At 69.9% G+C, this 25,401-nt stretch carries 22 protein-coding genes; 4 read left to right on the top strand and 18 right to left on the bottom strand.

Going from position 1 to position 25,401, the window contains the following annotated elements; translation table 11 throughout:
* The 5 genes from HLK59_RS19440 to HLK59_RS19420 all read right to left on the bottom strand — a co-directional run bounded on the left by HLK59_RS19440 (position 1) and on the right by HLK59_RS19420 (position 4,225).
* Positions 1-876 (bottom strand): carbohydrate ABC transporter permease, encoded by an 876-nt coding sequence (locus HLK59_RS19440; RefSeq protein ID WP_171142735.1) that lies wholly within the window; start codon positions 874-876, stop codon positions 1-3.
* Positions 873-1,760 (bottom strand): sugar ABC transporter permease, encoded by an 888-nt coding sequence (locus HLK59_RS19435; protein ID WP_346779768.1) that lies wholly within the window; start codon positions 1,758-1,760, stop codon positions 873-875. The genes HLK59_RS19440 and HLK59_RS19435 overlap by 4 nt, the downstream gene beginning before the upstream one ends.
* 86 nt (positions 1,761-1,846) lie before the next feature.
* The gene (locus HLK59_RS19430; protein WP_171142733.1) at positions 1,847-3,148 is read right to left on the bottom strand and encodes an extracellular solute-binding protein; all 1,302 of its coding nucleotides are present in this window, start codon (positions 3,146-3,148) and stop codon (positions 1,847-1,849) included.
* 187 nt (positions 3,149-3,335) lie between these two features.
* Positions 3,336-3,623, bottom strand: a complete 288-nt coding sequence (locus HLK59_RS19425; RefSeq protein WP_171142732.1) for a DUF3039 domain-containing protein — start codon at positions 3,621-3,623, stop codon at positions 3,336-3,338.
* 29 nt (positions 3,624-3,652) lie between these two features.
* Positions 3,653-4,225, bottom strand: coding sequence for a YqgE/AlgH family protein (locus tag HLK59_RS19420; protein ID WP_046258927.1), 573 nt, complete (start codon positions 4,223-4,225; stop codon positions 3,653-3,655).
* Positions 4,226-4,534: 309 nt separating this feature from the next.
* Between HLK59_RS19420 and murA the strand changes: the two genes are divergently transcribed.
* Positions 4,535-5,881: a UDP-N-acetylglucosamine 1-carboxyvinyltransferase gene (gene murA / locus HLK59_RS19415; RefSeq protein WP_171142731.1), complete on the top strand. Its 1,347-nt coding sequence runs from the start codon at positions 4,535-4,537 to the stop codon at positions 5,879-5,881.
* A gap of 105 nt (positions 5,882-5,986) precedes the next feature.
* Here the strand turns inward: murA and HLK59_RS19410 are convergent, their stop codons facing one another.
* The 6 genes from HLK59_RS19410 to HLK59_RS19385 form a co-directional block, all read right to left on the bottom strand.
* The gene (locus tag HLK59_RS19410; protein WP_007382399.1) at positions 5,987-6,268 is read right to left on the bottom strand and encodes an HU family DNA-binding protein; all 282 of its coding nucleotides are present in this window, start codon (positions 6,266-6,268) and stop codon (positions 5,987-5,989) included.
* A 332-nt stretch (positions 6,269-6,600) separates the two neighbouring features.
* Positions 6,601-8,013 (bottom strand): NAD-dependent malic enzyme, encoded by a 1,413-nt coding sequence (locus HLK59_RS19405; protein ID WP_171142730.1) that lies wholly within the window; start codon positions 8,011-8,013, stop codon positions 6,601-6,603.
* A gap of 269 nt (positions 8,014-8,282) precedes the next feature.
* On the bottom strand, positions 8,283-10,745 hold the full coding sequence (locus HLK59_RS19400) for a UvrD-helicase domain-containing protein (protein ID WP_171142729.1): 2,463 nt from the start codon (positions 10,743-10,745) through the stop codon (positions 8,283-8,285).
* Between the two features lie 69 nt (positions 10,746-10,814).
* Positions 10,815-11,642, bottom strand: a complete 828-nt coding sequence (locus tag HLK59_RS19395; RefSeq protein ID WP_277349500.1) for a zf-HC2 domain-containing protein — start codon at positions 11,640-11,642, stop codon at positions 10,815-10,817.
* Positions 11,642-12,163 (bottom strand): sigma-70 family RNA polymerase sigma factor, encoded by a 522-nt coding sequence (locus HLK59_RS19390; RefSeq protein WP_010039908.1) that lies wholly within the window; start codon positions 12,161-12,163, stop codon positions 11,642-11,644. Before HLK59_RS19390 ends, HLK59_RS19395 begins: the two co-directional genes overlap by 1 nt.
* Before the next feature lie 318 nt (positions 12,164-12,481).
* A complete protein-coding gene (locus HLK59_RS19385; RefSeq protein WP_171142727.1) occupies positions 12,482-13,078 on the bottom strand; it encodes an ABATE domain-containing protein in 597 nt (198 codons plus the stop codon).
* Between the two features lie 195 nt (positions 13,079-13,273).
* Here HLK59_RS19385 and HLK59_RS19380 point away from each other — a divergent pair, with 195 nt between their 5' ends.
* On the top strand, positions 13,274-13,768 hold the full coding sequence (locus tag HLK59_RS19380) for an anthrone oxygenase family protein (protein WP_240982513.1): 495 nt from the start codon (positions 13,274-13,276) through the stop codon (positions 13,766-13,768).
* Between the two features lie 147 nt (positions 13,769-13,915).
* Here the strand turns inward: HLK59_RS19380 and HLK59_RS19375 are convergent, their stop codons facing one another.
* From HLK59_RS19375 to HLK59_RS19365, 3 genes are all read right to left on the bottom strand, one after another.
* The gene (locus tag HLK59_RS19375) at positions 13,916-15,070 is read right to left on the bottom strand and encodes a uroporphyrinogen-III synthase (RefSeq protein WP_171142726.1); all 1,155 of its coding nucleotides are present in this window, start codon (positions 15,068-15,070) and stop codon (positions 13,916-13,918) included.
* Positions 15,071-15,193: 123 nt separating this feature from the next.
* On the bottom strand, positions 15,194-16,579 hold the full coding sequence (locus HLK59_RS19370) for a nitrate/nitrite transporter (RefSeq protein ID WP_171142725.1): 1,386 nt from the start codon (positions 16,577-16,579) through the stop codon (positions 15,194-15,196).
* 187 nt (positions 16,580-16,766) lie between these two features.
* Positions 16,767-17,558, bottom strand: a complete 792-nt coding sequence (locus HLK59_RS19365; RefSeq protein ID WP_171142724.1) for a hypothetical protein — start codon at positions 17,556-17,558, stop codon at positions 16,767-16,769.
* 191 nt (positions 17,559-17,749) lie between these two features.
* Here HLK59_RS19365 and HLK59_RS19360 point away from each other — a divergent pair, with 191 nt between their 5' ends.
* Complete coding sequence (locus HLK59_RS19360) at positions 17,750-18,430, top strand: hypothetical protein (RefSeq protein ID WP_346779767.1); 681 nt, start codon at positions 17,750-17,752, stop codon at positions 18,428-18,430.
* A 16-nt stretch (positions 18,431-18,446) separates the two neighbouring features.
* On the opposite strand, the gene HLK59_RS19355 is transcribed toward HLK59_RS19360, so the two are convergent.
* The 4 genes from HLK59_RS19355 to HLK59_RS19340 all read right to left on the bottom strand — a co-directional run bounded on the left by HLK59_RS19355 (position 18,447) and on the right by HLK59_RS19340 (position 23,918).
* Entirely contained in the window at positions 18,447-19,676 is a 1,230-nt protein-coding gene (locus tag HLK59_RS19355; protein ID WP_171142722.1) for an acyltransferase, read from the bottom strand.
* Between the two features lie 17 nt (positions 19,677-19,693).
* On the bottom strand, positions 19,694-21,895 hold the full coding sequence (locus tag HLK59_RS19350) for a glycosyltransferase (RefSeq protein WP_171142721.1): 2,202 nt from the start codon (positions 21,893-21,895) through the stop codon (positions 19,694-19,696).
* Positions 21,895-22,632 carry a hypothetical protein gene (locus tag HLK59_RS19345; protein ID WP_171142720.1) on the bottom strand — a complete coding sequence of 246 codons (738 nt, stop codon included), beginning with the start codon at positions 22,630-22,632 and terminating at the stop codon, positions 21,895-21,897. The genes HLK59_RS19350 and HLK59_RS19345 overlap by 1 nt, the downstream gene beginning before the upstream one ends.
* Before the next feature lie 314 nt (positions 22,633-22,946).
* Positions 22,947-23,918 (bottom strand): LysR family transcriptional regulator, encoded by a 972-nt coding sequence (locus HLK59_RS19340; protein WP_171142719.1) that lies wholly within the window; start codon positions 23,916-23,918, stop codon positions 22,947-22,949.
* 127 nt (positions 23,919-24,045) lie between these two features.
* Here HLK59_RS19340 and HLK59_RS19335 point away from each other — a divergent pair, with 127 nt between their 5' ends.
* The gene (locus tag HLK59_RS19335) at positions 24,046-25,302 is read left to right on the top strand and encodes an MFS transporter (RefSeq protein WP_171142718.1); all 1,257 of its coding nucleotides are present in this window, start codon (positions 24,046-24,048) and stop codon (positions 25,300-25,302) included.
* The last annotated feature ends 99 nt before the right edge of the window (positions 25,303-25,401 follow it).

The following is a 25,401-nucleotide window of genomic DNA, read 5'->3' as shown; positions in this document are numbered from 1 at the left end:
TCAGTCCTTTACCGCTCCGCCCAGTCCGGAGACCAGCCGTCGCTGTACGAGTACGAAGAACACCAGCACCGGAATCGTCATCACCGTCGAGGCCGCCATCACGCCACCCCAGTCCGGCTCGTCCGGCTTGTAGAACACCAGCAGGGCCATCGGCAGCGTCGACTGGGACGTGTCGCTGATGATGAACGACTTGGCGAACAGGAAGTCGTTCCAGGCCGAGATGAACGAGAACACGCTCGTGGCCACCAACCCCGGGAACACCAGCGGGAAAAGGATCTGCCACAGGAATCGCGACCGGCTCGCCCCGTCGATGTACGCGGCCTCCTCCAGCGCCTCGGGCACCGCTTTCACGAACCCCCGCAGCATCCAGATCGCGAACGGCAGCGAGAAGGCGATGTGCGGAAGGATCAGCGAGCCCAGCGAGTTCAGCAGACCGAGGTCCCGCATCTGGAAGAACAAGGGGATCGTCAGGGCCTCCACGGGCACCATCTGCGCCACCAGAAACATGATCAGCAGCGTGGTCCGGAAGCGGAACCGGAATCGTGTCACGGCGGTCGCCGCGAGAAACGCGATCAGCGCGGAGGCGATCACCACCGTGCAAGCCACGACAAGGCTGTTGACGAAATACCGACCGAAATCCTGTTGGCCGAACACGCGCCGGAAGGAATCCAGGGAGGGCGAAAGCGTCCAGGGCCGCGGCTCGGCCGACTCGATCTCCCCGGCCGGTTTGAAGGCGCTCAGCACCATCCAGTAGAGGGGGAAGGCGACGACCACCGCGATCAGCAGCGCGGAGGCCTCGGCGGCCAACCGCCACGGACGCCTCACAAAAGACGGACGCCTCGCAAAGGGCCGCGCCCCGGCTCGTACAAGATTCACAGTTCCTCCCCCTGTCTCCGGAGCAGTCGCAGATATCCCAGCGTCACGGCGAGCAGGATCAGCAGCATCACGACCCCGATCGCCGCGCCGAGGCCGTACTGCGAGGAGGCGAACGCCTGTTGGTAGGCGTAGACGTTCAGGACGAGGTTCTGTCCGGCGATGCCGCCGCCGTTCGTCATGACGTAGATCTGCGTGAAGACCTTGAAGTCCCAGATGACCGACTGGATGGTGACGACCACCAGGATCGGCCGCAGCATCGGTGCCAGCACGGACCGCCAGATCCGCCAGTGCGAGGCACCGTCGAGGGCCGCGGCCTCCAGCACCTCGCCCGGGACGGCGCGGATACCGGCGTAGACCGTGACCATCACGAACGGGAAGGAGCACCACACCACTTCGAGCAGGACGAGGAAGAAGGCGCTGAACCGTCCGTACGTCCACGAGTGGTCACCGAGGCCCAGGACCCGGTTCACCGGCCCGAAGTCCGCGTCGAACAGGAACAGCCACACCGTCGACCCGGTGACGGCCGGCGTCGCCCAGGCCCCCAGCGCGGCCAGCATCAACGCCAGCCGCGGCACGGCCCGCACCCGCGTGAGCAGCACGGCGAGCGCGCACCCGACGGCGAGGGTGGACACGACACAGGCCGCTGCGAAGACGACGGTGGCCAGCAGCACCTGCCAGAACTGGTCGTCGGAGAAGACCTCCGCGTAGTTCCCGAACCCTTCGAAGGTGGTGGGTTCACCACCGCTGACCTGGGCCTGGGTGTACTTGAAGAGGGAGATCAGTCCGAGCTGGTAGATGGGGTAGACGAGCAGCGAGCCGAGAACGACGAGAGCGGGGGCGAGGTAGAGCCAGGGAGCCTGCTGACGCCGCGAACCCCCACCCACCCAGGGGCGCGGGGAACTGCGCGACCAGCCACGACCTTCCCGCACCCGCGAACGCTCCGCAGCCCCCGAGCTCGTAGGCGTGACGCTCACCCCGCGGAGCCAAACGCCTCGTCCATCTTCACGGCCGCGTCCTTCGAGGCCGCGGCCACATCCTTCTTACCGCTGATGACCTCCTGCAACATCGTCGGCAGCACCAGCGACGAGTCGATCTGCGACCACCCCGGCGACGCCGGCACGAACTTCGTCCCCGCGCCCAGCGTCTGCGCGAACGGCTTCACATACGGCTCCCGCGCCGCGACCTGCTGCCGCACATCGGTGAACGTCGGCAGAAAGCCCATCGCGTCGAACATCGAGGTCTGCGTCTTCTTCGACGACAGCTGCTCCATCAGCTCGACGGCCAGCGTCCGGTGCGACGTGCTCTTCAGTACGCCGATGTTGTTGCCGCCCGCGAACGCGGGAGCGATCGAGCCGGAGGCGACCCCCGGCAGCGGGACGACCGCGTACTTGCCCTTGACCTTGCCCGCCTCGACCGCCGTGTGGCTGAAGTCGCCGCCGATCGCCATGCCCGCCTTGCCGGCCGCGAACGCGGTGATCGTGTCGTTGCCGCCGAAGCCCGCGCACTTGGCGGCGGGACAGTTGTCGTCGGAGAACAGGGACGTGTACGCCTTGATGCCCTTCTGGGCGGCCGCGCTGTCGATCGCGGAGGTGTACGAGCCCGACGTGCCGGTGGCGAGTTCGCCGCCGTTGGCCCACACGAACGGCATCGCGCCGTAGGTGTAGGCACCGCCGACGACCAGGCCGTACAACCCGGGCTCGGCGGCCCGGATCCTGCGGGCCGTGGAAGCCAGCTCGGCCATCGACGTCGGCACTTGGAGGCCGAGTTCCTCGAATATGTCCGTGCGGTAGTACAGGGCGCGTACGCCGACGTAGAACGGCGCCCCGTACACCTTGCCGTCCACGGTGACGGACTGCTTCGCCGTCGGGTCGGTGTCCTTGGCATCGCTCCAGGCGCCGAACTCCTTCGTGACGTCGAGAAGTCCACCGTCCTTCACATAGCCGGCGGTGTCGGTGTTGCCGTACTCCATGACGTCCGGCGCGGACTTCGGGTCGTTGAAGGCGGCCTTGACGCGCTGGGCGCGGGTGTCGATCGGGATGTACTCGACGTCGACCTCGGTGTCCTTGTGGGCCTTCTCGAAGGCGGCCACGACCGAGTCGACGACCTTCTCCTTGGGCTTGTTGCCGACCTCCTGGAAGAGCCAGACGCGCAGCGTGCCGGTCTTGTCGTCCTTGTCGGAGGAGGAGTTGGTGGAGGTCTGCGGGGCGCAGGCGGTGAGGGCGAGGGCCGTGAGCAGGACGGCCAGGTGGGGGGGGCGGGGGGAGAGCTTCATGGAGTGGGCCTCCGGGCATGCGTGCGTTGCAACATGTGCAATGACGGTTTCGCTCTGCACAACGGAGGCTAGGGACTACATGAACATGGCCACAAGAGGTCTCAACCACTTCGTGACATGCGAAAGGCCCCCGGAGCGCGTCGGAACGCGCCCCAGGGGCCTCGCGAAGCCAGATCGGGCGGAGGGCTTACTTGTCGCCGCCGCCCTTGCCGTCGCCGTCCCCGCCGACGCCCATGGACTCGTAGATCTCCTTGCACATGGGACACACGGGGTACTTCTTCGGATCGCGGCCGGGCACCCACACCTTGCCGCACAGCGCCACGACGGGGGTCCCGTCGAGGGCGCTCGCCATGATCTTGTCCTTCTGGACGTAGTGGGCGAAGCGCTCGTGGTCGCCGTCGCCGTGGGACACCTGTGGCGTCGGCTCTACGAGGGTCCCCGTACCAGTCCCGCGCTCGGGCTCAAGAGTGCTCATAAACGCAAGGGTACTGAAGGTCACACCCGTCAGTTGAGCGAAGGGTCGTCCGGATACGTGGCCACCATCGCGAGCTCGTTGCGCTGGCGGCGCAGAACCTCGCGCCAGAGTCTCTCCGGGGACGGGGAGGAGACGTCGCCGGGCTCGGACTCGACGACGTACCAGGCACCCTCGACCAGCTCGTCCTCCAGCTGGCCGGGCCCCCAGCCGGCGTATCCGGCGAAGATCCTCAGCGACCCCAGGGCCGAGGCGAGGAGTTCCGGCGGTGCCTCCAGGTCGACCAGACCGATCGCGCCGTGCACCCGGCGCCAGCCCAGCGGGGCGCGCTCACCGGAGGCGCCGCCCGGGATGACGGCGACGCCGAGCGCGGAGTCGAGGGAGACCGGGCCGCCCTGGAAGACGACGCCGGGCTCACCGGTGAGGTCCGCCCAGCCCTCCAGGATGTCGCCGACGTCCACCGGGGTGGGCCGGTTGAGGACGACACCGAGGGAGCCCTCCTCGTCGTGGTCGAGAAGGAGCACCACCGCACGGTCGAAGTTCGGGTCCGCCAGGGCGGGCGTTGCCACGAGCAACCGCCCTGTGAGCGAGGACACCTCGGTCATGCCAGACATGATCCCGCATCTTCCCCGCGAGCGGGGAGGCAATGCGGGGACGACGGTGAATGCAGCTATGAATCTGAGAAGCGGCCCGTCAGGGCCTCGTATGAGGGTGGTGGTGGGAGACGGGTGGGCGCAACCACGCGCCCCACGCGCACAACTGTCACCGTGACCCCATGTGCCCGGCGGCCAACCGTTCGTGTTGTGACACAGCTATGACGTGGCTGGGCGGCACTTGGGCTTACGGAAGGGGGGTGGGCGGCGATTACCCTTTCCCTTCTGGCCACCTGCCCCACCAACCGGAACGCGAGATACATGACCGTCAACGGCTCTGACGACGTACTGCTTGTCCACGGCGGCACCCCGCTGGAGGGCGAGATCCGTGTTCGCGGTGCGAAGAACCTCGTACCGAAGGCCATGGTCGCCGCCCTGCTGGGCAGCGGGCCGAGTCGACTGCGCAACGTTCCGGACATCCGTGACGTGCGGGTCGTACGCGGTCTGCTGCAACTGCACGGGGTGACGGTCCGTCCGGGTGAGGAGCCGGGCGAGCTGGTGATGGACCCGACGCACGTGGAGAGCGCGAACGTCGCCGACATCGATGCCCACGCGGGTTCGAGCCGAATCCCGATCCTGCTGTGCGGCCCGCTGCTGCACCGCCTCGGGCACGCCTTCATCCCCGGCCTCGGCGGCTGCGACATCGGCGGCCGGCCCATCGACTTCCACTTCGAGGTGCTGCGGCAGTTCGGCGCGACGATCGAGAAGCGGGCGGACGGGCAGTTCCTGGAGGCGCCGCGGCGTCTTCGCGGTACGAAGATCCGGCTGCCGTACCCGTCGGTGGGCGCGACCGAGCAGGTGCTGCTCACCGCGGTCCTCGCCGAAGGTGTCACCGAGCTCTCCAACGCCGCGGTGGAGCCGGAGATCGAGGACCTCATCTGCGTCCTGCAGAAGATGGGCGCCATCATCGCGATGGACACCGACCGCACGATCCGCGTCACCGGTGTGGACCAGCTCGGCGGCTACAACCACGCCGCCCTCCCGGACCGCCTGGAGGCCGCCTCGTGGGCTTCCGCGGCGCTGGCGACCGAGGGCAACATCTACGTCCGCGGCGCCCAGCAGCGCTCGATGATGACGTTCCTGAACACCTACCGGAAGGTGGGCGGGGCCTTCGAGATCGACGACGAGGGCATCCGCTTCTGGCACCCCGGCGGCCAGTTGAAGTCCATCGCGCTCGAAACCGACGTGCACCCGGGCTTCCAGACGGACTGGCAGCAGCCGCTGGTCGTGGCGCTCACCCAGGCCACCGGCCTGTCGATCGTCCACGAGACGGTCTACGAGTCCCGCCTCGGATTCACCTCCGCGCTCAACCAGATGGGTGCTCACATCCAGCTGTACCGCGAGTGCCTGGGCGGCAGCGACTGCCGCTTCGGCCAGCGCAACTTCCTCCACTCGGCCGTCGTGTCGGGCCCGACCCGGCTCCAGGGCGCCGACCTGGTCATCCCCGACCTCCGCGGCGGCTTCTCCTACCTGATCGCCGCCCTCGCCGCCCAGGGCACCTCCCGGGTCCACGGCATCGACCTCATCAACCGCGGCTACGAGAACTTCATGGAGAAGCTCGTGGAGCTGGGCGCGAAGGTCGAACTGCCGGGCAAGGCGCTCGGATAGACCGGTTCCTGAGTACGACGATGGGGCGGCCCCCGGACAAGGGGGCCGCCCCATTGGCGTTACTGCGCCTCGTACGCGTACGTCGTACCGGACGTACCGTCAGGCTTACTTGCCCTTGGCGGCTTCCTTGAGCTTGCTGCCCGCGGAGACCTTGACGCTGTAGCCGGCGGGGATCTGGATCGGGTCGCCGGTCTGCGGGTTGCGCGCGGTGCGAGCGGCACGGTGGGTGCGCTCGAAGGTCAGGAAGCCGGGGATGGTGACCTTCTCGTCGCCCTTGGCGACGATCTCGCCGACGGTCTCGGCGAACGCGGCCAGCACGGCGTCGGCGTCCTTGCGGGTCACCTCGGCGCGGTCGGCCAGGGCGGCCACCAGCTCACTGCGGTTCATGTTGTTACTCCCGTGTTCTTTTGCCGTTGGGGCGTGCCACGCGGCGAAGCCGCATATTCGGCACAGCGATGCCGATGCTGCCAGGGTTCTCGGTAAGGCCCCGGACCCGGGTCCGTCGTCAGACCCTCGCGCCCAGAGACGCATCCTGCCCCCACCTGCGGCGCGAAAGCCAATCCGGCACCCGCAGGAATCGTGAGAACACCCTTGGGTGTCACACGAAGAGAGGCCCCGAGCCTGGCCGACACGATAAACGGCGGCCGGCAGCCCCGGGTTCCACGACGCGCCGATGCAAGGCCTTGCCGTGGCGATCCTCACAGCCCGCGCACATCGTCCTACGAGGACGCCGCCGCCTTCGCCGCCTCGCGCACCGCTCCGGCGACCGCGCCCGCGACCTTGTCGTTGAAGACGCTGGGGATGATGTAGTTCGGGTTCAGCTCGTCCTCGGTCACCACGTCCGACAGGGCGGTCGCGGCGGCCAGCATCATGTCCGTGTTGACCGTGCGGGACTGGGCGTCCAGCAGACCGCGGAAGACACCCGGGAAGACCAGCACGTTGTTGATCTGGTTCGGGAAGTCGGAGCGGCCGGTGGCCACGACCGCGGCCGTCTGGCGGGCGACCGCCGGGTCCACCTCGGGGTCGGGGTTCGCGAGCGCGAACACGATGGCGCCCTCGGCCATGGCGGCCACGTCGTCGCCGTCCAGGACGTTCGGGGCGGAGACGCCGATGAACACGTCCGCGCCGCGCACGGCCTCCTTCAGCGTGCCGGTCAGGCCCTCGGGGTTGGTGTTGTCGGCGATCCAGCGCAGCGGCGAGTCCGCGGCGGCGGACACGAGGTCCTCGCGGCCCGCGTGCACGACGCCGTGGATGTCGGCGACGACGGCGTTCTTGACGCCCGCGGCGATCAGCAGCTTGAGGATGGCCGTACCGGCCGCGCCCGCACCGGACATGACGACGCGGATGTTCTCGATCGCCTTGCCGGTGACGCGCAGCGCGTTCTTCAGGGCGGCGAGGACGACGATCGCGGTGCCGTGCTGGTCGTCGTGGAAGACGGGGATGTCCAGGGCCTCGCGCAGCCGGGCCTCGATCTCGAAGCAGCGGGGCGCGGAGATGTCCTCGAGGTTGATGCCGGCGAAGCCCGGGGCGATCGCCTTGACGATCGCGACGATCTCGTCGGTGTCCTGGGTGTCCAGGCAGATCGGCCAGGCGTCGATGTCGGCGAAGCGCTTGAAGAGGGCCGCCTTGCCCTCCATGACCGGCATCGCGGCCATCGGGCCGATGTTGCCGAGGCCGAGGACCGCGGAGCCGTCCGTCACGACCGCAACGGTGTTGCGCTTGATGGTCAGACGCCGGGCGTCCTCGGGGTTCTCGGCGATCGCCATGCAGACGCGGGCCACACCCGGCGTGTAGACCATGGAGAGGTCGTCACGGTTACGGATGGGGTGCTTGGACTGCATCTCGATCTTGCCGCCGAGGTGCATCAGGAACGTACGGTCGGAGACCTTGCCGAGGGTGACGCCCTCGATGCCGCGGAGCTGCTGGACGATCTCGTCGGCGTGGGCCGTGGAGGTCGCCGCGATGGTGACGTCGATGCGGAGCTTCTCGTGGCCGGAGGCGGTCACGTCGAGGCCGGTCACCGAGCCTCCGTGGGACTCCACGGCCGTGGTGATCTGGGAGACCGCGGTTCCGCTCGCGGGCACCTCCAGACGGACCGTGATCGAGTAGGAGACGCTGGGCGCCGTTGCCATGGCCGACTTCCTCTGCTTTCACCTGTGGTGCTGTATGCCGTCCGATCGTCGCACCTACTGATGAGTAGGCGTTAGCCGCGACGGATTGCGAACGTTTTGTTCACGGTGCGGCGGGAGGAAGAGGGAGGAAGTGACACCGACCCGCCATGCTCGCCTCGCGGCAAGTGGTCCCTCTGAGGGACGAAGGTTGGGCCCGGGGGCTTGGATCGGGCCGGTGTCACACCCAGGCTAACAAACGGATCCCGTAAGGCCATTCCCATCCCGCGAGTTCAGTCCCTCAGCAGATCGGGCACCCCGTTCGTGTCCGGTTCGTCCCGGTCCGCCGAGACGACCGTCAGCTGCTGGGTCGCCCGGGTGAGGGCCACGTACAGCACCCGCAGGCCGGCCGGGGACTCGTCGGCGATCTCGGCCGGGGAGACGACGACCGTCGCGTCGTACTCCAGACCCTTGGCCTCCAGGCTGCCCAGGGCCACCACCCGGTCGCCGAGCCCGGCGAGCCAGCGGGCGGCCTCCTCGCGGCGCTGCATGGCGACGACCACGCCGATCGTGCCGTCTACCCGGTCGAGGAGACGCGCGGCCTCCTCGCGGACGGTGGCCGCGAGGGATTCGCGTACGACGGCGAAGCGGGGTTCGACGCCGGTGGACCGTACGGCCCGCGGGGACTCGGAGCCGGGCATCGCCAGAGCCAGCACCCTGGCGGCGAGTTCGGCGATCTCCGAGGGGTTGCGGTAGTTCACGGTGAGCTCGAAGCGCCGGCGCGGACGCGTGCCCAGGGCCTCGTCGCGGGCCTCCGCCGCCTCGTCGGGGTCGGACCAGGAGGACTGGGCCGGGTCGCCGACGACCGTCCAGGTGGCGTGCCGGCCACGGCGGCCGACCATGCGCCACTGCATCGGCGTGAGGTCCTGGGCCTCGTCGACGATGACGTGGGCGTACTCGGTGCGCTCCTCGGCGAGCCGCTCGGCGCGTTCGCGCTGGGTCTCCTCGCGGACCGGCATCAGCTCCTCCAGGCCGGTCAGCTGGTCGAGCGGGTCCAGGTCACGCCGCTTCCTGGGGCGGGCCGGGGTGCCGAGGATCGCCTGGAGCTCGTCGAGCATGGCGATGTCGTGCACGGAGTACCCGTCCCGCCGCAGCGCACGGGCGACCTTGCGGACCTCGCCGGGGTTGAGGATCCGGCGGGCCCAGCGGCCCAGCCGGCGCTCGTCGGCCATGGCGGTGAGGACGGCCTTCGGGGTGAGCTCCGGCCACCAGGCGTTGAGGAAGTCGATGAAGCTGTCCTCGGTGCTGACGTCCTCGTCGAAGGAGGACCGCAGTTCGGCGGCGAGCTCCGGGTCGGTGTGTCGGCCCGCGGCGCCCGAGCGGGCCCACAGGGCGTCCAGGAGGAGCTTGCGGGCTCGGGGGCGCAGCAGGTTCACGGGGGCGGTGCCGCTGAGCGCGGAGTGGCGGATACGTTCCAGCTCCGGCGCCTCCAGCTCCAGGCGGCGCCCGAAGGCCACCACGCGCAGCCGGGCGGGCGAGCCCGCCGGGGCCTGGGCGGGGGTGTCGTCGTCGCCGAAGGCGAGCTGGCCGACGGAGGCGTCGTCGGCGCCGAACGGAAGCCGGCCGTTCGCCTCGCCGCGACCGCGCCGGCCCGCGCCACGGGGGCCGCGCTGCCCGGCCGGGGCGCCCGTGGGACCGCCGTTGCCGGAGGTTCCCTCCAGTGCCCCTCTGGCCGCCTTCCGCAGCACCTTGAGCATCCGGTACGAGCCCTTGGCCCGGGCCGTGGACGGAGAGTCGTACAGCGTGGCCTCCACGCCGTCGACGAGCGAGCCGATCGCCCGGATGGCGACCTGGCCCTCCTCGCCCAGCGAGGGGAGCACACCTTCGGTGTACGCGACCAGGAGCGGGGTCGGCGAGACGATGAGGATGCCGCCGGAGTAGCGGCGCCGGTCCTGGTAGAGGAGGTAGGCGGCGCGGTGCAGGGCCACGGCCGTCTTGCCCGTGCCCGGGCCTCCCTCGACGTAGGTCACCGAGGCGGCGGGCGCCCGGATGACCAGGTCCTGCTCGGCCTGGATGGAGGCGACGATGTCCCGCATGGTGTGGCTGCGGGCCTGGCCGAGGGCGGCCATCAGGGCGCCGTCGCCGATGACGGGCAGCTCGTGGCCGTCGAGGAAGGCCTTGAGCTCGGGGCGCATGAGGTCGTCCTCGACGCCGAGGACGCGGCGGCCCTTGGAGCGGATGACCCGGCGGCGCACCACCCGGCCGGGGTCGACCGGGGTGGAGCGGTAGAAGGGTGCCGCGGCGGGGGCCCGCCAGTCGATGACCAGCGGCGCGTACTCGGAGTCCAGGACCCCGATGCGGCCGATGTGCAGGGTCTCGGCGATGTCGGCGGTGTTGTCGTCCCGCACGGTGCCTTCGGCGGGTTCTACGGCGGTGTAGGCGCCGTCCGGGCCCTTCTTGCCGTCCTTCCCCAGGAGCAGGTCGATCCGGCCGAAGAGGAAGTCCTCGAACTCGTTGTTGAGCCGGTTGAGGTGCACCCCCGCCCGGAACACCTGAGCGTCCCGCTCGGCGAGTGCGCCTGGCGTGCCGACCTGGCCGCGCTTGGCCGCGTCGTTCATCAGGAACTCCGCCTCGTGGATCTTCTCCTCAAGACGCTGGTACACCCGGTCGAGGTGTTCCTGTTCGACGCTGATCTCACGATCCCGAACCGAGTCCTGGACCGAGCCGACCGCGGTTGGTTGAGCCTGAGCGGCCACCGGGCCCCCTTCTGACGTGCTGGGCAGCCGTCAACCGTACGCGAAGGGGACCCGATGCAGCTACGTCAGCTACACATCGACTTCGACGAGTCGCTTGCCGCCGAAGGTCATGACCTCGAAGTGATCGATGTCGTTGAGGTCGAAGGCGGCGCCGCCGTGGACGTAGAGCGGCTCCTTGGCCTGCTCGGTCTTGGCGTTGGCGATGCCATAACCCCAGGTCGGGACGGACCAGGAGGTGACCGTCTCACGCTCGCCGTTCTTGCCCACGGCGATGAGGGAGCACTTCTCCGGACCCTTGACGTTCTTCAGCTGGAGGACGGCGTGGGTGCCCCAGGCCTTCTCCTCCACCGCGACGGTCGCACTGACGTCCGTGCTGGGGTCGGTAGCCGTCAGCTTGTCGTCGATGGCGTCGAAGGCTTCCTTGGCGGGGCTGCTGCTCGTCGTGTGCGCCGAGACGTTTCCGCCGGAGTCGTCTCCGGTCGCCCCTACGGCGACCAGGGGACCGCCGATGATCAGCGCGGCCGCCGCGGCCACCATGTAGAAGGCGCGCCGGCGCTTCTGGGCGCGGCGTTCGGAGACCTCGTCGACGAGCTTGGTCACCAGCCGCGGACTGGGCTTGGCGGACAGGGACTCGCCGATCGCGGGGGTGCCGGAGCCGGGCAGGTCCGCGAGCGCGGCCAGCATCGGTTCCATCCCGGCGAGCTCGTCGAGCTGCTGGGCGCACCACTCGCAGGTCGCGAGGTGCATCTCGAAAGCGGTTGCCTCGGCGTCGTCGAGAATCCCGAGGGCATAGGCACCGACGGTCTCGTGCTCGTTCGGCGCCGGAGAACCCTGCATGGAGCCAGACATACCCGAACCGCCACTACCGAATCCCTGGTTTCCCCCGTAAACACTCATCACGCCGTCACCCCCCGCTCCTCCAGCGCCAGCTTCATCGACCGCAGGGCATAGAAGACCCTTGAGCGAACGGTGCCGCTGGGTATCCCGAGCGTCTCAGCCGCCTCATTGACGGTACGCCCCTTGAAGTACGTCTCGACGAGCACCTCCCGGTGTGCGGGAGTCAGGTCGTCGAGCGCGTCCGACAGCGTCATCAACCACAGCGCCTTGTCGATCTCGTCCTCCGCGGGGATGACCTCCAGCGGCGACGGATCGACCTCCTGCGGCCGGGCCTGCCGGCTTCGGTGGCCGTCGATGACGATGCGCCGGGCAACCGTCACCAGCCAGGGGCGTACAGATCCGGTCGCTCGATTGAGCTGACCGGCGTTCTTCCAGGCACGGATCAGCGTCTCCTGCACGACGTCCTCTGCTCTTTGGCGGTCTCCGGCGACCAGCCGCAGCACATAGGCGAGCAGGGGTCCTGCGTGCTCTCTGTACAGAGCACGCATGAGCTCCTCATCAGGTTCCGAGGGCTGGGACATGCGATGTCGGGCCCTCGATCCACGTTCATTGGCCACGACGGAATCCTTGCGCACGCCCACCTCCGATGTCCGGGGGTTCCCCCAGCCGGTCGCTCAACACGGGGTACGGACGCGGGCCGTTGAGTGTTCAAAGTGACATGACAGATTTCTTATGTGTGCCGAGACGAGGGGGACATGGGTGCACATTCCCACCCCCCGATCTTTACATTTCCGCCACATTGGCGCGAACGGCGCAGCTGCCCGTGAGGCTTCACGAGTAAACGGGGTGTAATCGAAATCACTTCGACACCCGTTCCACAGAAGGGACATAACGCCCCCTCAGGCGCGTGCGAGTGCGGCCCGACGCCGGTGCCGGGCCACTCTTTCCCGGTTCCCGCAGACCTCACTGGAGCACCAACGCCTCCTGCGCCCCCGGGACGTATCGAGATAAACGATCGGACAGTTGTCGCCGGCGCACTGCCGCAGACACGCCCTCGCGACGGGGTCGGTGAGCAGTTCGACGGCGTCCCGGGCGATCGCGCCGAGCAGCGCGGCGAGTTCGGGAGGGCTCGCCAACTTCCTGACGAGCGTGCCGTCCTCGCCCCGTACGGCACGAGGTGCCGGGGGTGCGGTGCGGGCCAGGTCGTTGACGCGGGCGAGCGCGAGGTCGTACGACGGCCGGGGTTCGGGGGCGAGTCGTGCGCGTACCAACTGGCTTGTCTGCCCGCGAAGTTCGCGAAACCCGACGAGCCAGGACGTATCGGCGTGCGCCAGCGGGGTATCCGGCGGTACCAGCCCGGCTCCGGTGATCCAGGCCAACAGCGCCTCGGTCGAGTCGAGCCGTTCGGCGGGGTGGGTGGTCGCGAGGAGATCGAGGCAGATCCGCCCCGCGTCGAACCGCAGCTCGTACGGGGCCGTGGCCGTGCCCAGTGCCATGTGCCTGTCACCGCCTAGGGGTGCCCTGCGTGTGAGGGGCCGGTGAGAAGGGGCCGGGAGAAAAGGTTCCCTCACACAGTGCCTTCCCGCTCACGCCGTCGGAACCCCTCGTACCGGTGAGGCGTGGACGGGTGCGTATGGGGATGCGTCTTTGGACCATGTTCCGGTCGCTGTGGCGGCCGTTGACTGGAAGGCATGACGACGAAGCAGAGCGCGGGAACCGTACTGGGGGCGGCCACGGTCGCGATGGGCCTGATCGCCGGGGCCTTCTACGTCTTCGCCTGCGCGGTGATGCCGGGGCTGGCGCGCAGCGACGACGAGGTCTACGTCGAGGTGATGCGGAACATCAACGACGTGATCCAGAACCCGGTGTTCATGCTGAGCTTCCTCGGGGCGCTGGTCCTCACGGGGGTGGCGGCGTGGCAGGCGCGGGGTTCCGGCTACCGCCGGTGGGTGTGGGCGGCGTTGCTCGCGTACACCCTCGGCTTCCTGGTCACGGTCGCCTTCAACATCCCCCTGAACAACGCCCTCGACCGCGCGACGGACTCCGCCGCGGCACGGGACGATTTCGAGGACGCGTGGGTGGCGTGGAACGTGGTGCGGGCGCTGCTGTCGACGGTGGCGCTCGGGTGCCTGGCCCGGGGGCTGGTCCTGTACGGCCGCCTGCCGAGGAATGGCCGGAGGGGCTGAGTCGGGGTTTTTCAGCCTGTCTGGGGGTGCCCCCTCTGGGGGAGTTTGAGGACCAGGCCCGTTCAGGGCCGGCAGCGGGGGTCTGGGGGCGCAGCCCCCAGGGATGGGAACGGGTAAGGGCGGCGGGGGCGAGGAAAGGCTCGGGGGTCAGGTGTCCGAGTACTTCGCGTCGGCCGCCGGGTCCAGGGCCAGGCGGTAGCCGCGCTTGACCACCGTCTGGATCAGTTTCGGCGCCCCGAGGGCGGTACGCAGTCGCGCCATCGCCGTCTCCACCGCGTGCTCGTCGCGACCCGCGCCCGGAAGCGCCCGCAGGAGCTCCGCCCGGGCCACCACCCAGCCCGGCCGGCGGGACAGAGACCGCAGGAGCGACATGCCGGCCGGCGGTACCGGACGGAGGACACCGTCGACGAGGACCGCGTGGCCGCGGATCTCGACACGGTGCCCGGCGATCGGGAGGGAACGGGCCCTGGCCGGGAGTTCCTGGCACAGAAGCTGCACGAGAGGGCCGAGGCGGAAGCGGTCGGGCGAGACCGTGTCCACGCCGCGGGCCTGGAGCGGGAGGGCGGTGACCGGCCCGACACAGGCCGGGAGGACGTCGTGGTTGAGGGCCGCCAGCAGCTCCGGCAGCAGCCCCCGCTCCTCCGCCCGGTTCAGCAACGACGCCGCGGCAGGCGCACTCGTGAAGGTCAGCGCGTCCAGACCACGGGACACGGTCGCGTCGAGAAGCCGGTCCACGGGACCGATGTCCTCCGGCGGCATCCACCGGTAGACAGGGATCCCGAGCACCTCCGCTCCCCCGGCCCGCAACGCCTCCACGAACCCGGGCAGCGGCTCACCGTGCAGCTGGATGGCGATACGCCGCCCCTCGACACCCTCCTCCAGCAGCCGGTCGAGCACCTCGGCCATGGACTCGGACTCCGGCGACCAGTCCTCGGTCAGCCCGGCGGCCCGTATGGCCCCCTTGACCTTCGGCCCGCGCGCGAGCAGCTCGACCCCGCGCAGCCGCTCCAGCAGGTTCTCGCCCAGCCCCCACCCGTCGGCGGCCTCGACCCAGCCCCGGAAGCCGATGGCGGTCGTGGCGACCACGACATCCGGTACCTCGTCGATGACCCCCTTGGTCGCGGCGAGCAGCTCGCTGTCGTCGGCGAGCGGCACGATCCGCAGCGCAGGTGCGTGCAGGACGGCGGCTCCCCGTCGCTGCAGCAGTGCGCCCAGCTCGTCGGCCCGGCGCGCGGCCGTCACGCCTACCGTGAATCCGGCCAGGGGGCCGTGTTGCTCTGGTCGCTGCTGTTCGTCGTACATATAACTCTCGTCCCGCACTCGAGTCGTTTGCACCTACACGGGGTGTGATGGCACCTGCATGCCGAGCGAGCCTGTCAACGGTGCGTGACAGGCTCGGTTCGACTTGATGTCGCCAGTGTTACGTCACACCTCGGCGTAGCTGAGCTGCGGCTTCGCCTCGGAGGTGGCCGAGGAGGCCTGAATCCGCGAGGCGGAGCGGCGAAGGTATACGGCCCAGGTGACCACGAAGCAGGCCGCGTAGAAGGCGAGGAAGACCACGAAGGCGCCGGTGCCGGAGCCGTTGGAGAGGAAGGACTGGCGGAAGGCCAGGTTGATGCCGACACCGCCGAGCGCGCCCACCGCGCCGATCAGTCCCATGGAGGCACCGGAGAGACGACGGCCGTAGGCGGCGGCCTCCTCTCCCTGGAGTCCCTGGGCGAGGGCCTTGGCCTGGAAGATGCCGGGGATCATCTTGAACGTCGAGCCGTTGCCGAGTCCGCTCAGGATGAAGAGGACGACGAACACGGCGACGAACAGCCCCAGCGACTTCTCCATGCTCGCCCAGATCAGGACGGCGGTCGCGGCGGCCATGGCGACGTAGTTGTAGAGGCTGATCCGGGCGCCGCCGTACTTGTCGGCGAGCCAGCCGCCCAGCGGCCGGATCAGGGAGCCGAGCAGCGGGCCGATGAAGGTGAGGTACGCGGCCTGGAGCGGGGTGCGGCCGAACTGGACCTGGAGGACCTGGCCGAAGGCGAAGGCGTAGCCGATGAAGGAACCGAAGGTGCCGATGTAGAGGAAGGACATGATCCAGGTGTGGGCGTCCCTCGCGGCGTCCTTGGCGGCACCGGTGTCGTTCTTCACGGAGGCGAGGTTGTCCATGAACAGGGCGGCGAGGACGGCGGCGATCACGATCAGCGGGATGTAGATGCCCAGCAGCACCCGCGGGCCGGCGCTGGCGCCGATGACGGCGAGCGCGATGAGCTGGATGACCGGCACCCCGATGTTGCCGCCGCCGGCGTTGAGCCCGAGGGCCCACCCCTTCTTCCGGAGCGGGAAGAAGGCGTTGATGTTGGTCATGGAGGAGGCGAAGTTGCCGCCGCCGATACCGGCCAGCAGGCCGACCAGGAGGAAGGTGTTGAACGAGGTCCCCGGCTCCATCACCGTGAACGCGGCGACGGTCGGGATGAGGAGGAGAGCGGCCGAGACGATGGTCCAGTTCCGGCCGCCGAAGATGGCCACGGCGAAGGTGTACGGAACCCGGACGACGGCGCCGACCAGCGTGACCATCGAGGTCAGCAGGAACTTGTCCGCCGGGGTCAGCCCGTACTCCGGGCCCATGAAGAGCACGAGCACGGACCACATGGTCCAGATCGAGAAGCCGATGTGCTCGGAGAGGACGGAGAAGACAAGGTTGCGGCGGGCGATCTTCTCCCCGCCCTCGTTCCAGAAGGTCTCGTCCTCCGGATCCCACTGCTGGATCCAGCGGCCGCCCCTGCTCGGGGGTGCGGGGACGGTGCTAGGGGCTGTCATTGCGCCTCCACGGGGCTCCGGGGCTCGCTGGTGCATAGGTGCTGAGCGGTGATGTCCCGAAGGTAGGGAGGGCGCGTTTCCTGACTGTGGCACCCGGTGACCGGAAAGGAACTTTGCTCTCACCCCGAGCGAACACGGGATGAGAGGTTCTGTCGCCTCACGTTACGAACAGCTCCCACCGGACCGGTCAGCGCTGAGGGGACTGCCAGTTCGGGTTCTGCTGGGGGTAGGGCGGCTGCTGCGGGTAGGGCTGCTGCTGGGGATAGGGCTGCTGACCGTACCCGGGGGCGGGAGGCGCGGCCGGGGCATGGCCGTACGGGCCGTTGGCGTAGGGACCACTGGCGTACGGGCCCGCGGCGTACGGGTTCCCCTGCTGACCCGGCGCCTGCGCCCCGGGCGGCAGGTACCGCACCCTTCCGGTCACCTCTCTCACCGGCGTGAACCCGGCGGCCTGGAGCAGGGCCGCGAACCTGGCGTTGCGCCGGCGGGTGACGAGGACGCCGATCCCGAAGATCGCCATGAAGATCACCCACGCGCAGGCCGCCCCGACGAAATCGGCGGTCTCCCCGCCGAGCCGGTACCCGAGAAGCACCGACCCGATGGTGACACCGAGGGCGCCGTACCTCATCCGCCGCTCGGCGCTCTTGCCGGTGAGGTCGAAGTTGATGCGGGCCTGGAGCAGCCGGAAGGCGTCGGGGACAAGGGGCGGTACGGAGACCCCGTCACCGGCGTTCGGGTACTGGGCCCAGTTCTGCGCGGCCCGGGCTCGGGCCTGCGGGCTCGGGTCAGGGGCGAGCAGCATGACGAGGGCGCCGTTGCGCCCGGGGCTCTGCCGTACGTCGGCGTACTCGTAGCCGAACTGCTGGGCGATGAAGGCGAGCCGGGCGAGCTTCGTCACGGAGGCCATGGCGCTGGTGAGCTCGACGGGCTCCCCGCTCGCCATCGACCGCAGCATCTTCTGGACCTGCCGCTTGCTCATCGCCGCCCCGCTCCCCACCGGCCCTCTGGGGCCACCCCGTTCACTCCCGCAACCGCCGCAGTCTCGCACGGCCGTACGTCGCGGGGAAACCGCTGTCCCCTGGGTTTGACAGGACCTTGGCATGCCCGCGCGGCCCGGTAACCTCTGGGTCACTTGTGATCTGTGGGGGGACTGTGCGAACAAGAACGACCGTGGCGACGGCTGTGCTGGCGTGCCTGGTGACGGCCGGCTGCGGCGCGGAAGGCGACGGCGGTGGCGCCGGCGCGACGGAGCGCTCCGCGCAGGAGATCCTCGACGACGCGAACGAGGCGATGAGCGAGCTGACGTCCGTGACCGTCGAGGGGAACACCATCAAGGTCGGCAGCTCCTCCGGCCGCTCCAGCCGTCTGACGACCGACCTCGACAGCAGGTGCACCTCCGAGGTGACCTGGGACGCCACCGGTGCCGTCCTCGAACAGATCCGCATCGGCGAGACAGACTACGTCCGCCCCAATCGCGCCTACATCGAGAACTGGTCGGGCAAGCCCATGGCCGGGCCCCAGAACATCTGGTTCAAGACTCCCGTGAGCGACGCCCAGCCAGGAGACGGCCTCTCCGCCTGCCCCCGGGACTTCACCTCCTTCGGCACCGCGAAGAAGGGCGAGCCGACCGAGGTCGACGGCACCCCGGCGATCGCGCTGCTGGTGACCGACAAGTCGGTCAAGGAAGGCGCATACACCTTCTACATCGCCACCGAGGGCGAGCCGTACATCCTCAAGGTCGCCTACAAGGGCACCGACTATCGCACCACCACGACGTACAGCGCCTTCAACAAGCCGCTGGACGTGCGGCCGCCGGCGAAGTCCCTGGACGCGAGCAAGCTGGGCGAATAGCGCGGGGCGGGCACGGTCAGGCCCGGTGGCCCGCCCCCGCCCGCTTCTTCGCCCCGTTCGGCCACAGCCGTGGCTTCCGCTTGGCCGCGAGGTCCTCGATCCAGCCGACGGACAGGATCGCCAGCCCGATCAACGGCCAGACCAGGAAGAACATCCAGATCATGTACGTCGAGTCGAGCGCGGCCGTCGCCCGCTCGCTCTCCATGAAGGGGAGGCTGTACAGCTGGTCGATGATCGGGACCGTGGCCATGATCAGCATGTTGTGCCAGAGGTAGATCGTGACCGCGCGGTTGTTGGAAAGCGTGATCAGCTTGTCCCACTTGGCCAGCCGGCCCGGCAGTTCCTGCCAGGACGGGGAGTACACGAGCAGGATCACCACGAAACCGAAGGACCAGGTCGCCTGGGCCAGCGGGATGTCGTTGAGGTCCCAGCCGTCGGGGCCCAGATGGCCCGAGGCCCACCACAGGCCGAACGCCATCAGCAGCACCGAGCAGGAGACCGCGAGATAGCGCGGGACCTTGGCCAGCAGACCCTCGTGATGGGCGAAGCCCATGACCCAGCAGCCGCCGTAGACCGCGAAGTCGGTGACCGCGTTGCCGGTCTCGCCGGGGATGGTGACAAGTCCCGTACCCACCACGGCCGTCAGGCCCAGCGGGGCGAGCAGTGTCGGCCACGGTGCCCGGCGGAACGCCCACAGCAGGAGGGGGGAGGCGACGACGAACCACAGATAGGCCCGCAGGTACCAGAGCGGTCCCGCCGCCTGCACGGCCCAGGTGTCCTCCAGCAGGCCCGACTCGGAGCCGATGTTCCAGGGGAAGGGCGGGGCGCCGAACGGGATGACGTAGTTGACCATCTCGACCAGACCCCAGGTCCCGCCGTGGTCCGGGTCCTTGGACAGGTCCCAGCCGCCCGCGAACAGCAGCACCAGCACCACCGCGCTGAACGCCCACAGCGGCGGGAGCAGTCTCCTGATCCGGCCCCGGATCACTCCCCAGGCCGGACGCTTCAGCGAGCGCGCCATCAGCGAGCCCGCGAGCGCGAACATGACGCCCATGGAGGGGAACAGGACCGTCAGCCAGGCCCAGCCGAACAGGTGGTAGGCGACCACGCGGACCAGGGCTATGGAGCGCAGCATGTCCAGGTAGCGGTCGCGGCCCGGCTTCTTCGGGGCGGCCCCGGCAGGTGCGGGCGCCGGCTGCGCGGGCACGCCGGGCGTGTCGTAGGACTGTGTGTATCCGTGGGTCATCCCACTGGCTCCCTGGGTCATCCCACCGGCCTCCGATCGCTCCCGCTGCCCGTCCGCTGGCGCGGTACCGCCCCGCCGGGCGCCTCGACGACACCCGTGCGCCGCAGCTTCTGCCAGCGCAGCCGGCCGCCGGTCAGGGCGGTGATCCAGGACTGGAGCAGGACGACGTACATGAGCTGGCGGTACAGGATCTGCTGGAGGGGCAGCGAGATGAGGTGGGTCATCTTCTCGCGGTCGAGACGGAAGGCGTAGGCCGCGCAGACCAGTTGGATCGCCAGGACGCCCAGCCAGGCCACGACCGTCTTCTGGGTGGGGCCGAAGACCAGGCCGTAGATCAGGAACACGTCGATCAGCGGGGCCAGCAGCGGCGCCAGGACCATGAAGAGCGAGACCAGCGGCAGGCCGACGCGGCCGAAGCGGCCCGAGGGTCCCCGTTCCACGAGCGCCCTGCGGTGCTTCCAGATCGCCTGCATGGTGCCGTACGACCAGCGGTAGCGCTGCGACCACAGCTGCTGGACGGTCTCCGGCGCCTCGGTCCAGGCGCGTGCCTTCTCGGCGTAGACGACCCGCCAGCCGTCGCGGTGCATCGCCATGGTGATGTCGGTGTCCTCGGCGAGCGTGTCGTCGCTCATGCCGCCGACCCGCTCCAGAGCCGTCCTCCGGAAGGCGCCGACGGCGCCCGGGATGGTCGGCATGCAGCGCAGCATGTCGTACATACGGCGGTCCAGGTTGAAGCCCATCACGTACTCGATGTGCTGCCAGGCGCCGATGAGCGAGTCCCGGTTGCCGACCTTGGCGTTGCCGGCCACGGCTCCGACGCGCGGGTCGCCGAAGGGCTGGACCAGTTCGCGGACGGTGGACGGTTCGAAGACGGTGTCGCCGTCCATCATCACGATGATGTCGTAACGGGCGTTGGCCAGACCGCGGTTGAGCGCGGCGGGCTTGCCCGCGTTCAGCTGGCGGACCACCCGCACGTTCGGCAGACCCATCGCCTCGACGATCCGCGCGGTGCCGTCACTGGAGCCGTCGTCGATGACGATGACCTCGATGGGGTGTTCGCTGGCCATCAGGGAACGGACGGTGTTCTCGATGCACTTGGCCTCGTTGTACGCCGGCACCAGCACCGACACCGGTTCGAAGACCGGGTTGCCCCAGCGGAAGCCGCGGCGCCGCACCCGGCGGGCGTGGACCGCGGACAGGACGAGCATCAGGACGAAGCGGCTGATGACGAGGAAGCCGATGATCGCGAGGGCGACCACCAGGACGGCGGTGATGTTGTCGGAGGCGCCGACCAGGAAGACCCACGCCTTGCCCTTGAGCAGCTCGGCTCCGGCGACCTGGGTGTGCGCGCTGGGCGCGCCGAGGGCCTCGGTGAGGTTGTCGAACTCGTAGCCGTCGTCCTTCAGCTGGGGCAGCAGCCGGTCGAGCGCCTGCACGGTCTGGTGGCGGTCGCCGCCGGAGTCGTGCATCAGGACGATCGCGCCCTTGCCGCCCTTGGGCGTGGCCTTGCGGATGATCTCCTCGACGCCGGGCTTGCGCCAGTCCTCGCTGTCGGTGTTGTTGACGATGGTGATGTAGCCGCGGGTGCCGATGTACTCGGTGACCGGCCAGGACTTGTTGTCCATGGCGTCGGCGAAGGAGGAGTACGGCGGGCGGAAGAGCGAGGTGCGGATGCCGGCGGCGCCGGTGATTGCGAGCTGGTTCTGGGACAGCTCCCAGTCCACCCGCTTCTTCGACTGGTAGGACAGGTCGGGGTGGTTGAAGGTGTGCAGGCCGACCTCGTGGCCCTCCTCGACCATGCGCCGCACCAGGTCCGGATAGCGCGAGGCCATGGTGCCGGTGACGAAGAACACCGCGTGGGCGTTGTGCTCCTTCAGCACGTCCAGGACCTTGGGCGTCCACTCCGGGTCCGGGCCGTCGTCGAAGGTGAGGACGAGACGGTGGTCCTTGAGGCTCAGGCTCTGGGTGCGGCCGCTGCGGGTGTCGATGACCGGCCCGCCCTCCAGGATCTCCTCGGGGACCTTGTCGGAGGCCGCGGGGGCCTGGACGCGGTGGTCGGCGAGGATCTCGCTGTGGACGTAGCCGCGCAGCATCAGCATCGCCATCAGGGCGACGAGGAACAGGCAGGGCAGCAGCAGGCGCATGGGCAGGCGGCGCCGGGAACCGTCGCGGGATCGGGCTCGGGACGCGGCCCCGGGACGGCGGGAACGGGTTGCCATCAGACGGTGTTCTCCGGAGGCGGTGTCGTGGAGCTGAGCGGGGTGGAGTCGTTCGTGCCGCCGGCCACCGTGTCGGTGCCGGTGCCCCCGTTGTCGCCGACCTGCGTCTCCGTCGGGCCGGGCGTGGGCTCCTCGGTGGCCGTCGGCTCGGGCGGACTGCTCGTCGCCGGGACGGTCGGGTCGGGGTCCGGGGTGGGGTTGCTGCCGGTGCCCGAGGTGGTCTTCGTCGCCGTCGGCTCCGGGTCCGCCGTGGCGTCCGGGTCCTGGGCGGTCGCGGTGGCGCCGGGCGCGGTGGCGCCGGCGGTCGGCGACGACGTGGTGGTGTCGCTCGGGGACGGTGAGACGCCGGGCGAGAGAGTGCCGGCGTCGGTGGGCAGGGCCGTCTCCCCTGGCAGCGGGGAGTTGTCGACCTGGCCGGCCTCCTCGCCCTGGCCCTGGCCCGGCACGGGCAGCCAGGGGGCGTTGGAGTTGCCGGACAGCAGGGTCGTCACGATGACCACGGCGTAGATCGCGCAGGCGAGCCCGACGAAGATGCCGATACGGCGGTATCTGCGGCTTCTGCGGCCCGACTCGTCGACGAAGACCGGGCCGTCGGAGCCCTCGGCGGTGTCGCCGCCGGCCTGGCCGACGAGGCTGTTGTCGGCCCGCAGGGCGACGGCGTCCAGCTGGACGGTCACCTCGTGCGGGTCGTGGGTGTTGCCCCACGGGTCAGCGAAGTCCGACCTCTCGGGGCTCACCCTGGGCAGCACCTCGGTCTGGTCCGCCGACGCGAGGACATCCGCTCCTCTTGTCTCCGGAAAACCCTGGGTGCCATCCCCCGACGCAGGGAAGCCCCTGGTCCCGGCGGCCACTGAGGGCCATTCCGGTTGGGCGTCTTCCCGCCAATTGTTCTCGCGCACGCACATCCCCCCACGGGACAGTTCTGGGTGCGCATACGACGCCGAGCACTCGTCGATCGAACCGAGCCCCCACCCGGCCCGAGCGCCCCCTTTACCACAGCGTGCTCAGGCCACGAATGTAGCGCACCGAGGGGCGATGTGTTTGACGTGTGTCAGTTGTGGACATTGACGATCTTCATGTCGATGGCCGGAATCCATGCCCCGGCGGGCCGGTGAAGCCATTCCTCCGCCGTCGAGAGCTCGGCCGCCGCCCGGCGTAGTGCCTCGATTCCGGGATGCACCAGCCCCTTGCGCCACACCAGTGACACCGGTGACAGTGGCACCGGGTCGACGAGCGGGCGCAGCACGCTGCTCGGCATGGCCGGAAAGTCCACCACCGCGAGGACCGGGGTGCGTGTTCTGGCCATGACACGCCGGAACTCCTCGTGCCCGACCGCGAGCGGCGCGGGCGGGGCGACCTCGATCCCCCGTCCGTCGAACAGCCGGCGCGCGAGATCGGTCCACTCCGGCGTACGGGGATTTCCCGCCCCCGCGTACACCTCCTCCCCCGCCAGCTCGGCGAGCGGCACCTGCGCCGACGCCGCCAGCCGGTGGTCCTCGGGCAGCACGACCGCCATGGGCTCGAAGCGGACGATCTGGTGGTCCAGGCCCGCCCGCAGCGCCGGGTCCAGCCCCGCGTACCGGCCGAAGGAGGCGTCGAGGCGGCCCGCGAGGACCTCGGCCGCAGCCCCGGTCAGACCGCTCTCGTAGCGGGCCATCAGCTCGATGTCGGGGGCGAGTTCGCGGGCCCGGTGCAGCACCCGGCTGCCGGTGCCCAGACCCGGTGAGTTGATGTCGACCAGCAGGGGCCTGGCCTGTCCGAAGGCGGCGATCAGCGCGTCCTGCGCGTCCAGGACACGGCGGGCGTGCGGCACCAGCCGCTCCCCGTCGGCCGTCAGCGTCACCTGCCGGGTGGTCCGTACGAAGAGCTCGGCGCCCAGCTCCCGCTCCAGCCGCCGCACGTCCCGGCTGAGCGCCTGCTGGGCGACGTAGAGCCGGGCCGCGGCACGGGTGAAGTGCAGTTCCTCGGCCACGGCGAGGAAGGCGCGCAGGAGGCGGGCGTCGAGGTGCGGCGGGGCGGGCATCCGGCGAAGCTACAACGCGGGCGCGTGGATCGGCACCGGGAATTCCCGCGGATTCACAACAGGGGTGCGTGAATGCCCGCCGATCAGGTGTTGGACCCCTCGATCACTCGCGGGCGACGGTGGACGCATGCCGCAACCCCTGTTCACGACGACCTCGGACATGCTCGTCGTCGTCGACTTCACCCCCCGGACCCGCCACCGGGAACCCGGCCCCTACCGCCGTCTCTTCACCCCCCCCGGCACCCGCGCCTTCACCGTCGGGAACCTCCTGGCCCGTCTGCCCATGGGCATGTTCAGCGTGAGCGCGGTCGTCATGATCGTCGCCGCGCGGGACTCGTACGCCCTGGCCGGCGCCGTCACCGCGACCGGCCTCGCGGCGACCGCGCTGGTCGCGCCCTGGACGGCACGGCTCGTCGACCGGTACGGACAGGCCCGGGTCGCCGTGCCGGCCACGCTGCTCGCGGCGCTGGGCTCGCTCGCCCGGGTGCTGTGCGTCCACGGGGGCGCCCCGGACTGGACGCTGTTCGCCGCGTACGCCGCCACCGCCACCACCCCCAACACCGGCGGCATGTCCCGGGCCCGCTGGGCCCATCTGCTCAAGGGCGACGACACCGCCCTGCACACCGCGAACTCCTTCGAACAGGCCGCGGACGAACTGTGCTTCATGCTGGGCCCGGTGCTGGCGGTGCTGCTGTGCGGTGCGCTCTTCCCTGAGGCGGGGACGCTGGTCGGGGTGGCGCTGCTGGTGACGGGGATCCTGCTGTTCGCCGCGCAGCGCTCGACGGAGCCGCCGGTACAGAGGGGCGGCGCACCCGCCAGGCCCCCGCTCCGCGCCCCCGGCATCCCGCCTCTCCTCGTCGTCTGCCTGGCCATGGGCGTCGTGTTCGGCTCGATGGAGGTCGTCACGCTCGCGTTCGCGGACGCGCGCGGTCATCCGTCGGCGGCCGGAGTCGTCCTCGCCCTCCAGGCGGCCGGTTCCTGTGCGGCGGGTCTGCTGTACGGCGCGTGGAAGCCGTCCGGTCCGGCCGGGCGCCGCTACCCGTGGTGTGTGGCCGCGATGACCGTACTCATGACGCTGCCCCTCCTCGCCGCATCCCTGACCGGCTCCCTGTTCCTCCTCGCCGCCGCACTCCTGATCGCCGGAATGGCCACGGCCCCGACCATGGTCACGGGCCTGACCCTCATCCAGGAACGCACCCCCGAGGGCCGCCTCAACGAAGGCATGACCCTCGCGGTCACCGGCCTCCTCGGCGGCATCGCCGCAGGCAGCGCGCTCGGCGGCTGGACGGCGGAGCATGTGTCGGCGACGGCGGGATTCGGAGTGCCGGTGACAGCGGCGGCGGTGGCGCTGGCGATCACCTCGGGATGGGCGGTACGCCACTGAACACCGGACTTGTTTGGGCTTTTTCAGCCCGTCCGGCGTTTGAGGACGAGGCCCGTTCAGGGCCGGCGGTGGGGGTCCGGGGGCGGCAGCCCCCGGGGA

Origin of the sequence: Streptomyces sp. S3(2020), assembly GCF_013044505.1 — a bacterium.
Lineage (GTDB): Bacteria > Actinomycetota > Actinomycetes > Streptomycetales > Streptomycetaceae > Streptomyces.
Note: the sequence above shows the minus strand (reverse complement) of the source record. Positions and strands in the feature narration are given on the sequence as shown.

Bases quoted from the DNA above. Each gene is read 5' to 3' on its own strand.
- murA (WP_171142731.1), top strand. From the start codon at position 4,535: ATGACCGTCAACGGCTCTGACGACGTACTGCTTGTCCACGGCGGCACC.
- HLK59_RS19405 (WP_171142730.1), bottom strand. From the start codon at position 8,013: ATGGCAACGGCGCCCAGCGTCTCCTACTCGATCACGGTCCGTCTGGAG.
- HLK59_RS19390 (WP_010039908.1), bottom strand. From the start codon at position 12,163: ATGTCCCAGCCCTCGGAACCTGATGAGGAGCTCATGCGTGCTCTGTAC.
- HLK59_RS19355 (WP_171142722.1), bottom strand. From the start codon at position 19,676: ATGACCCACGGATACACACAGTCCTACGACACGCCCGGCGTGCCCGCG.
- HLK59_RS19410 (WP_007382399.1), bottom strand. From the start codon at position 6,268: ATGAACCGCAGTGAGCTGGTGGCCGCCCTGGCCGACCGCGCCGAGGTG.
- HLK59_RS19365 (WP_171142724.1), bottom strand. From the start codon at position 17,558: ATGAGCAAGCGGCAGGTCCAGAAGATGCTGCGGTCGATGGCGAGCGGG.
- HLK59_RS19335 (WP_171142718.1), top strand. From the start codon at position 24,046: ATGCCGCAACCCCTGTTCACGACGACCTCGGACATGCTCGTCGTCGTC.
- HLK59_RS19375 (WP_171142726.1), bottom strand. From the start codon at position 15,070: ATGTACGACGAACAGCAGCGACCAGAGCAACACGGCCCCCTGGCCGGA.
- HLK59_RS19395 (WP_277349500.1), bottom strand. From the start codon at position 11,642: ATGAGTGTTTACGGGGGAAACCAGGGATTCGGTAGTGGCGGTTCGGGT.
- HLK59_RS19385 (WP_171142727.1), bottom strand. From the start codon at position 13,078: ATGGCACTGGGCACGGCCACGGCCCCGTACGAGCTGCGGTTCGACGCG.
- HLK59_RS19340 (WP_171142719.1), bottom strand. From the start codon at position 23,918: ATGCCCGCCCCGCCGCACCTCGACGCCCGCCTCCTGCGCGCCTTCCTC.
- HLK59_RS19350 (WP_171142721.1), bottom strand. From the start codon at position 21,895: ATGGCAACCCGTTCCCGCCGTCCCGGGGCCGCGTCCCGAGCCCGATCC.
- HLK59_RS19370 (WP_171142725.1), bottom strand. From the start codon at position 16,579: ATGACAGCCCCTAGCACCGTCCCCGCACCCCCGAGCAGGGGCGGCCGC.
- HLK59_RS19430 (WP_171142733.1), bottom strand. From the start codon at position 3,148: ATGAAGCTCTCCCCCCGCCCCCCCCACCTGGCCGTCCTGCTCACGGCC.
- HLK59_RS19425 (WP_171142732.1), bottom strand. From the start codon at position 3,623: ATGAGCACTCTTGAGCCCGAGCGCGGGACTGGTACGGGGACCCTCGTA.
- HLK59_RS19420 (WP_046258927.1), bottom strand. From the start codon at position 4,225: ATGACCGAGGTGTCCTCGCTCACAGGGCGGTTGCTCGTGGCAACGCCC.
- HLK59_RS19380 (WP_240982513.1), top strand. From the start codon at position 13,274: ATGACGACGAAGCAGAGCGCGGGAACCGTACTGGGGGCGGCCACGGTC.